This window comes from Streptomyces sp. H27-C3 (genome assembly GCF_030063415.1).
Taxonomy (GTDB): Bacteria; Actinomycetota; Actinomycetes; order Streptomycetales; family Streptomycetaceae; genus Streptomyces.
On the sequence record NZ_JASITA010000087.1, the window covers coordinates 1 to 7542 of the forward strand.

Below are 7542 nucleotides of genomic sequence, written 5' to 3' on the forward strand. Positions count from 1 at the left end.
ATTGGCAGCGGCGTCGCGGCGTCTGGGACCTCCGCCTCCGGCGTTGTCGTCAGTCGCGATGGCTCCGCCATCACTCCCTCCTCCGCCTTGGATTCGAAGGCCCCAGACGTCGCTCCTTCTCCCACTGGACCGGCCTGTGCCGGCCCTCGGGCGCACCAATCCGCGGCGGCGTCCGCACCGAACTGTTGTGGGGGACACCGATGGGTCCGCGCCGAGGTCGTAAGGCCTTCCGCACCCCTCGACCTCACGACGCACCACTCGGACCACGTGGGCGGCCCGCCGCCCTTGATCGGCGGCGGGCCGGCTGCACCGGCGTCCCGTTCCCGGCCGCTCGCGCGGTGCGATCACACCGAGGTCGCGCGACGTGTCCACGCGGCGGCAAGTTCGTCCTGCGTCAGGTTCGCCCTGCGTCAGGTTCGCCCTGCGTCAGCGGCCTTTGCGCACCCGGGCTGCCGCGCGGGCCTCCGCAGTCTTGCGGGCATCGGCGGCTTTGCGGGTCTCTTTCACGGGGCGGCCCGGACGGGTGCCGAGGCCGCGGAAGGGAGCGTTTCCGCTGCTGTCCTTCATCGCGACCGGCGGGCGCTTCGCACCGGTGATGGTGGTCAGTTCCTCCGCGCCGGAGCGTACCTGTGTGACAGTCGGCCGGATCCCGGCCTCGGACATCATTCGGTTCACGTCGCGCCGCTGGTTGGGGGTGACCAGGGTGACCACGCTCCCGGATTCCCCGGCGCGCGCCGTGCGCCCGCCACGGTGCAAATAGTCCTTGGCGTCGGCCGGCGGGTCGACGTTGACGACAAGGTCGAGCTCGTCGATGTGAATGCCCCGCGCCGCGACGTTGGTGGCCACCAGCACGGTGGTCTCACCCTCCTTGAACTGGGCGAGGGTGTGCGTGCGCTGCGGCTGCGACTTCCCGCTGTGCAGGGCGGCAGCCCGTACGCCACTGGCTCGCAGGTGGCGGGTGAACTGATCAACGCCTGCCTTGGTGTCCAGGAACATCAGTACCCGGCCGTCGCGCGCGGCGATCTCGGTCGCGGTCGCGAGCTTGTCGGCGGCGTGGATGTTCAACACGTGGTGTTCCATCGTGGTGATCGTGGCCGCCACCCGGTCGACCGAGGCGAACACCGGGTCGTGCAGGTAAGTGCGCACCAGTTGGTCGACGTTGCGGTCGAGCGTGGCCGAGAACAGCAGCCGCTGCCCGTCGGGGCGGACCTGGTCCAGGATTTCCGAGACCTGCGGCAGGAAACCCAGGTCGCACATCTGGTCCGCCTCGTCCAGCACCGAGATCCGCACCTGGTTCAGGAGGCAGTCGCGGCGCGACACCAGGTCGGTCAGCCGCCCCGGTGTGGCGATGAGCACGTCGACGCCGGTCCGCAACAGCGCCACCTGACGGTTGATCGACAGCCCGCCGACCACCGTCGCCAGTCGTACATTCAGCGCCGACGCGTACGGCGCCAGTGCCTCGCTCACCTGCTGTGCGAGCTCCCGGGTCGGGACCAGCACCAGGGCCAGCGGCCGCTTCGGCTCCGCCCGCAGGCCTGCCGTCCGGGCGAGCAGTGCAAGCCCGAACGCGAGCGTCTTGCCCGAGCCGGTTCGCGCGCGGCCAAGAACATCACGGCCGGCCAGCGCGTTGGGCAGAGTGGCGGCCTGGATCGGGAAAGGCTCCTTGACCCCGAGGCCGATCAGCGTGTTCATCAGCTCCGGCGGCAGCCCGAGTGAGTCGAAGGACTCGGCAGGCGGCAGGCCAGGGATCACCGCCTGCGGGGTTGAGAGTTCGCCCCGCAGCGCTGTCGCCCGCTGAGTCTTTCCGGCACGGGAGAGCCCAGGGGCCGGCGGCTTCGCGTTCATGGGGAACCTTCCTCGATCTGGCGCCCGGAACACGCCGGGGCCCGTACCTCTGGGTACGGGCCCCGGCGGCGTCGAAGCGTGCCCCCATTTTACCAGCGGGCAGCGGTACCGGGGCGCGGCCTGTCATGCGCTTGTTCACGGGAGCGGTGACGAGAGTCCCCAGGCGCTCTATCCCTCGGCCATGACGTTGCATGGTCCGACGATGCCGACTCAGGTCGTGACGGCGACCACGCTCCCTGTGGAGATCGCCGCGACGGTCCGCATCACCGCGGTGTTCACCGCTTCGGCGCCCCAGCTGTCCTGTTCCAGCTCCTTCGCACGCTTGTAGATCGCGCCCGACCACGGGATCACGCGGTACAAGCTCGGCAGGGTGCCGCTTGCGGAGAGCAGACCGATCAGCGCCGCCGTGCGGGCATCGGGCTCCACTCCGTCCACCAGGACCGCGCGCACCTGTTCCACCAGGGCTTCCTTGTGGCTGGTGGAAGCGGCAAGCGTGGACGTCGTCCGGAACATGCCGAGCGTCCTCCTGCTCTCCCGGCGCAGCAGGCCCCGTTCGACGAGCCGGTCGAGCACGGGCCCGCGCAGCCCGGTGCCGATCTCGATGAGGAAGGTCTGAAACACCCCGTACTCGCTCAGCGACCTTCTCGTAAGCGGCCTGGAGCACAGGATCCGGCAGCGGATCACCGGCGACCGCGTGCACCTTCAGGTCCATGCCGCGCACAGGAGCCACGGCCGCGTCGACGTACTGGTCAACAACGCCGGTGTGATGCCGCTTTCCACACGGGACGCCCTGAAGGTCGATGAGTGGAACCGCATGATCGACGTCAACCTTCGCGGTGTACTGCACGGCATCGCAGCCGTACTCCCCCTCACGCGCACCCAGGGCTCCGGCCACATCGTGAACATCGCCTCCGTCTCGGGGCACCGCGTCGACCCCACCGCCGCTGTCTACAGCGCCACCAAGTTCGCCCTCCGAGCTCTGTCCGAGGGGCTCCGGCAGGAGAGCCGGCACCTGCCAGTCACCGTGATCAGCCCCGGCCTGACGCACAGCGAGCTGACCGAGGGCATCAGCGACACGGCGGTGCGCGAGGCCACCAGGGACATGATGGACATCGCGATGCCCGCCGCGGCGATCGACTACGCCATTGGTCAGCCCATCGAGGTCGACGTCAGCGAAATCATCGTCCGGCCCACCGCACAGGGCTGAGCCCATAGATTTCGGGGACGCGCCGTGACTCCCCAGCGCCGTATCTGACGGGTCTTCCTTCTGGGGCCTCACCGCTCGGCCAGGGCACCACTACCGCTACCCCGCAGGGGTTTGGGGCGGGCGTGCGGATCGAGCAGTTGCCCACCCTGCGCCAGGTTGACGATCCAGCCCTCCCCCCTCAACTCGCGCCTGCGCACCCAAACTTTGACGTGGGTTCCCCTTAAACTGACGCTAGTTGAAGTTTTGTACGCTTTTGTCGCAATGATTCACTTTGAGGCTTCTGGGGTACATGGTGACTAGCGCGCACGACCTGGCGGAGGATCGCCCACTCACGTTCTCCACAAAACCTGAGCAGTGAGGCTGCGCGGTCGTGCACGGCTTTCATTCCCACCGACAGCGCATGCGGGACCGCAGCGCTTTCCCAGAAGGAGATGGTGGCATGACTTCCACTGATTCCACCCTCCGGGGCACCACCGAGGCCCTGGATATCGAGCTCGACGCCGCTCTGGATCCCGGAGAGACCGAGGGCGTCTACCGCGATACCCGCGAAAGCCTGGCCCTGGCTCTCATCGGAGGCGCCGGCGGCCTTCTTCTGTCGCCGCCGACCCCGCGGCCCAAGAAGGGCTGACTGGGCAATCACGATGCAGGAGCAGTCTGACACCCCCACCCCACTGACGGGTGCGGTGCAGGAACTCGCTTCGGCGGTGGTCTCCACCCTGCAGGGTGGAGACCACCGCCGAAGCGAGTTCCTGCACCGCACCCGTCAGTGGGGTGGGGGTGTCAGACTGCTCCTGCATCGTGATTGCCCAGTCAGCCCTTCTTGGGCCGCGGGGTCGGCGGCGACAGAAGAAGGCCGCCGGCGCCTCCGATGAGAGCCAGGGCCAGGCTTTCGCGGGTATCGCGGTAGACGCCCTCGGTCTCTCCGGGATCCAGAGCGGCGTCGAGCTCGATATCCAGGGCCTCGGTGGTGCCCCGGAGGGTGGAATCAGTGGAAGTCATGCCACCATCTCCTTCTGGGAAAGCGCTGCGGTCCCGCATGCGCTGTCGGTGGGAATGAAAGCCGTGCACGACCGCGCAGCCTCACTGCTCAGGTTTTGTGGAGAACGTGAGTGGGCGATCCTCCGCCAGGTCGTGCGCGCTAGTCACCATGTACCCCAGAAGCCTCAAAGTGAATCATTGCGACAAAAGCGTACAAAACTTCAACTAGCGTCAGTTTAAGGGGAACCCACGTCAAAGTTTGGGTGCGCAGGCGCGAGTTGAGGGGGGAGGGCTGGATCGTCAACCTGGCGCAGGGTGGGCAACTGCTCGATCCGCACGCCCGCCCCAAACCCCTGCGGGGTAGCGGTAGTGGTGCCCTGGCCGAGCGGTGAGGCCCCAGAAGGAAGACCCGTCAGATACGGCGCTGGGGAGTCACGGCGCGTCCCCGAAATCTATGGGCTCAGCCCTGTGCGGTGGGCCGGACGATGATTTCGCTGACGTCGACCTCGATGGGCTGACCAATGGCGTAGTCGATCGCCGCGGCGGGCATCGCGATGTCCATCATGTCCCTGGTGGCCTCGCGCACCGCCGTGTCGCTGATGCCCTCGGTCAGCTCGCTGTGCGTCAGGCCGGGGCTGATCACGGTGACTGGCAGGTGCCGGCTCTCCTGCCGGAGCCCCTCGGACAGAGCTCGGAGGGCGAACTTGGTGGCGCTGTAGACAGCGGCGGTGGGGTCGACGCGGTGCCCCGAGACGGAGGCGATGTTCACGATGTGGCCGGAGCCCTGGGTGCGCGTGAGGGGGAGTACGGCTGCGATGCCGTGCAGTACACCGCGAAGGTTGACGTCGATCATGCGGTTCCACTCATCGACCTTCAGGGCGTCCCGTGTGGAAAGCGGCATCACACCGGCGTTGTTGACCAGTACGTCGACGCGGCCGTGGCTCCTGTGCGCGGCATGGACCTGAAGGTGCACGCGGTCGCCGGTGATCCGCTGCCGGATCCTGTGCTCCAGGCCGCTTACGAGAAGGTCGCTGAGCGAGTACGGGGTGTTTCAGACCTTCCTCATCGAGATCGGCACCGGGCTGCGCGGGCCCGTGCTCGACCGGCTCGTCGAACGGGGCCTGCTGCGCCGGGAGAGCAGGAGGACGCTCGGCATGTTCCGGACGACGTCCACGCTTGCCGCTTCCACCAGCCACAAGGAAGCCCTGGTGGAACAGGTGCGCGCGGTCCTGGTGGACGGAGTGGAGCCCGATGCCCGCACGGCGGCGCTGATCGGTCTGCTCTCCGCAAGCGGCACCCTGCCGAGCTTGTACCGCGTGATCCCGTGGTCGGGCGCGATCTACAAGCGTGCGAAGGAGCTGGAACAGGACAGCTGGGGCGCCGAAGCGGTGAACACCGCGGTGATGCGGACCGTCGCGGCGATCTCCACAGGGAGCGTGGTCGCCGTCACGACCTGAGTCGGCATCGTCGGACCATGCAACGTCATGGCCGAGGGATAGAGCGCCTGGGGACTCTCGTCACCGCTCCCGTGAACAAGCGCATGACAGGCCGCGCCCCGGTACCGCTGCCCGCTGGTAAAATGGGGGCACGCTTCGACGCCGCCGGGGCCCGTACCCAGAGGTACGGGCCCCGGCGTGTTCCGGGCGCCAGATCGAGGAAGGTTCCCCATGAACGCGAAGCCGCCGGCCCCTGGGCTCTCCCGTGCCGGAAAGACTCAGCGGGCGACAGCGCTGCGGGGCGAACTCTCAACCCCGCAGGCGGTGATCCCTGGCCTGCCGCCTGCCGAGTCCTTCGACTCACTCGGGCTGCCGCCGGAGCTGATGAACACGCTGATCGGCCTCGGGGTCAAGGAGCCTTTCCCGATCCAGGCCGCCACTCTGCCCAACGCGCTGGCCGGCCGTGATGTTCTTGGCCGCGCGCGAACCGGCTCGGGCAAGACGCTCGCGTTCGGGCTTGCACTGCTCGCCCGGACGGCAGGCCTGCGGGCGGAGCCGAAGCGGCCGCTGGCCCTGGTGCTGGTCCCGACCCGGGAGCTCGCACAGCAGGTGAGCGAGGCACTGGCGCCGTACGCGTCGGCGCTGAATGTACGACTGGCGACGGTGGTCGGCGGGCTGTCGATCAACCGTCAGGTGGCGCTGTTGCGGACCGGCGTCGACGTGCTCATCGCCACACCGGGGCGGCTGACCGACCTGGTGTCGCGCCGCGACTGCCTCCTGAACCAGGTGCGGATCTCGGTGCTGGACGAGGCGGACCAGATGTGCGACCTGGGTTTCCTGCCGCAGGTCTCGGAAATCCTGGACCAGGTCCGCCCCGACGGGCAGCGGCTGCTGTTCTCGGCCACGCTCGACCGCAACGTCGACCAACTGGTGCGCACTTACCTGCACGACCCGGTGTTCGCCTCGGTCGACCGGGTGGCGGCCACGATCACCACGATGGAACACCACGTGTTGAACATCCACGCCGCCGACAAGCTCGCGACCGCGACCGAGATCGCCGCGCGCGACGGCCGGGTACTGATGTTCCTGGACACCAAGGCAGGCGTTGATCAGTTCACCCGCCACCTGCGAGCCAGTGGCGTACGGGCTGCCGCCCTGCACAGCGGGAAGTCGCAGCCGCAGCGCACGCACACCCTCGCCCAGTTCAAGGAGGGTGAGACCACCGTGCTGGTGGCCACCAACGTCGCGGCGCGGGGCATTCACATCGACGAGCTCGACCTTGTCGTCAACGTCGACCCGCCGGCCGACGCCAAGGACTATTTGCACCGTGGCGGGCGCACGGCGCGCGCCGGGGAATCCGGGAGCGTGGTCACCCTGGTCACCCCCAACCAGCGGCGCGACGTGAACCGAATGATGTCCGAGGCCGGGATCCGGCCGACTGTCACACAGGTACGCTCCGGCGCGGAGGAACTGACCACCATCACCGGTGCGAAGCGCCCGCCGGTCGCGATGAAGGACAGCAGCGGAAACGCTCCCTTCCGCGGCCTCGGCACCCGTCCGGGCCGCCCCGTGAAAGAGACCCGCAAAGCCGCCGATGCCCGCAAGACTGCGGAGGCCCGCGCGGCAGCCCGGGTGCGCAAAGGCCGCTGACGCAGGGCGAACCTGACGCAGGGCGAACCTGACGCAGGACGAACTTGCCGCCGCGTGGACACGTCGCGCGACCTCGGTGTGATCGCACCGCGCGAGCGGCCGGGAACGGGACGCCGGTGCAGCCGGCCCGCCGCCGATCAAGGGCGGCGGGCCGCCCACGTGGTCCGAGTGGTGCGTCGTGAGGTCGAGGGGTGCGGAAGGCCTTACGACCTCGGCGCGGACCCATCGGTGTCCCCCACAACAGTTCGGTGCGGACGCCGCCGCGGATTGGTGCGCCCGAGGGCCGGCACAGGCCGGTCCAGTGGGAGAAGGAGCGACGTCTGGGGCCTTCGAATCCAAGGCGGAGGAGGGAGTGATGGCGGAGCCATCGCGACTGACGACAACGCCGGAGGCGGAGGTCCCAGACGCCGCGACGCCGCTGCCAAT

General features: G+C 68.7%; 6 protein-coding genes and 2 pseudogenes. 4 read left to right on the forward strand and 4 right to left on the reverse strand.

The features are described from left to right. Positions 1-426: 426 nt before the first annotated feature. A complete protein-coding gene (locus tag QMK30_RS37805) occupies positions 427-1845 on the reverse strand; it encodes a DEAD/DEAH box helicase (RefSeq protein ID WP_283522868.1) in 1419 nt (472 codons plus the stop codon). Positions 1846-2055: 210 nt separating this feature from the next. Then, entirely contained in the window at positions 2056-2466 is a 411-nt protein-coding gene (locus tag QMK30_RS37810) for a GOLPH3/VPS74 family protein (RefSeq protein ID WP_283522870.1), read from the reverse strand. 85 nt (positions 2467-2551) lie between these two features. Between QMK30_RS37810 and QMK30_RS37815 the strand changes: the two are divergent. Continuing rightward, positions 2552-3052 (forward strand): annotated as a pseudogene (locus tag QMK30_RS37815) (SDR family oxidoreductase); the annotation flags it as partial. A gap of 439 nt (positions 3053-3491) precedes the next feature. Then, a complete protein-coding gene (locus tag QMK30_RS37820; protein WP_283522871.1) occupies positions 3492-3680 on the forward strand; it encodes a hypothetical protein in 189 nt (62 codons plus the stop codon). A 182-nt stretch (positions 3681-3862) separates the two neighbouring features. Here QMK30_RS37820 and QMK30_RS37825 read toward each other — a convergent pair whose 3' ends face one another. Both QMK30_RS37825 and QMK30_RS37830 read right to left on the reverse strand, forming a co-directional pair. Next, a complete protein-coding gene (locus tag QMK30_RS37825) occupies positions 3863-4051 on the reverse strand; it encodes a hypothetical protein (protein ID WP_283522871.1) in 189 nt (62 codons plus the stop codon). A gap of 439 nt (positions 4052-4490) precedes the next feature. Next, positions 4491-4991 (reverse strand): annotated as a pseudogene (locus QMK30_RS37830) (SDR family oxidoreductase); the annotation flags it as partial. Between the two features lie 85 nt (positions 4992-5076). Here QMK30_RS37830 and QMK30_RS37835 point away from each other — a divergent pair. Next, the gene (locus QMK30_RS37835; RefSeq protein WP_283522870.1) at positions 5077-5487 is read left to right on the forward strand and encodes a GOLPH3/VPS74 family protein; all 411 of its coding nucleotides are present in this window, start codon (positions 5077-5079) and stop codon (positions 5485-5487) included. Positions 5488-5697: 210 nt separating this feature from the next. Further along, positions 5698-7116, forward strand: coding sequence for a DEAD/DEAH box helicase (locus QMK30_RS37840; RefSeq protein WP_283522868.1), 1419 nt, complete (start codon positions 5698-5700; stop codon positions 7114-7116). Positions 7117-7542 lie beyond the last annotated feature (426 nt).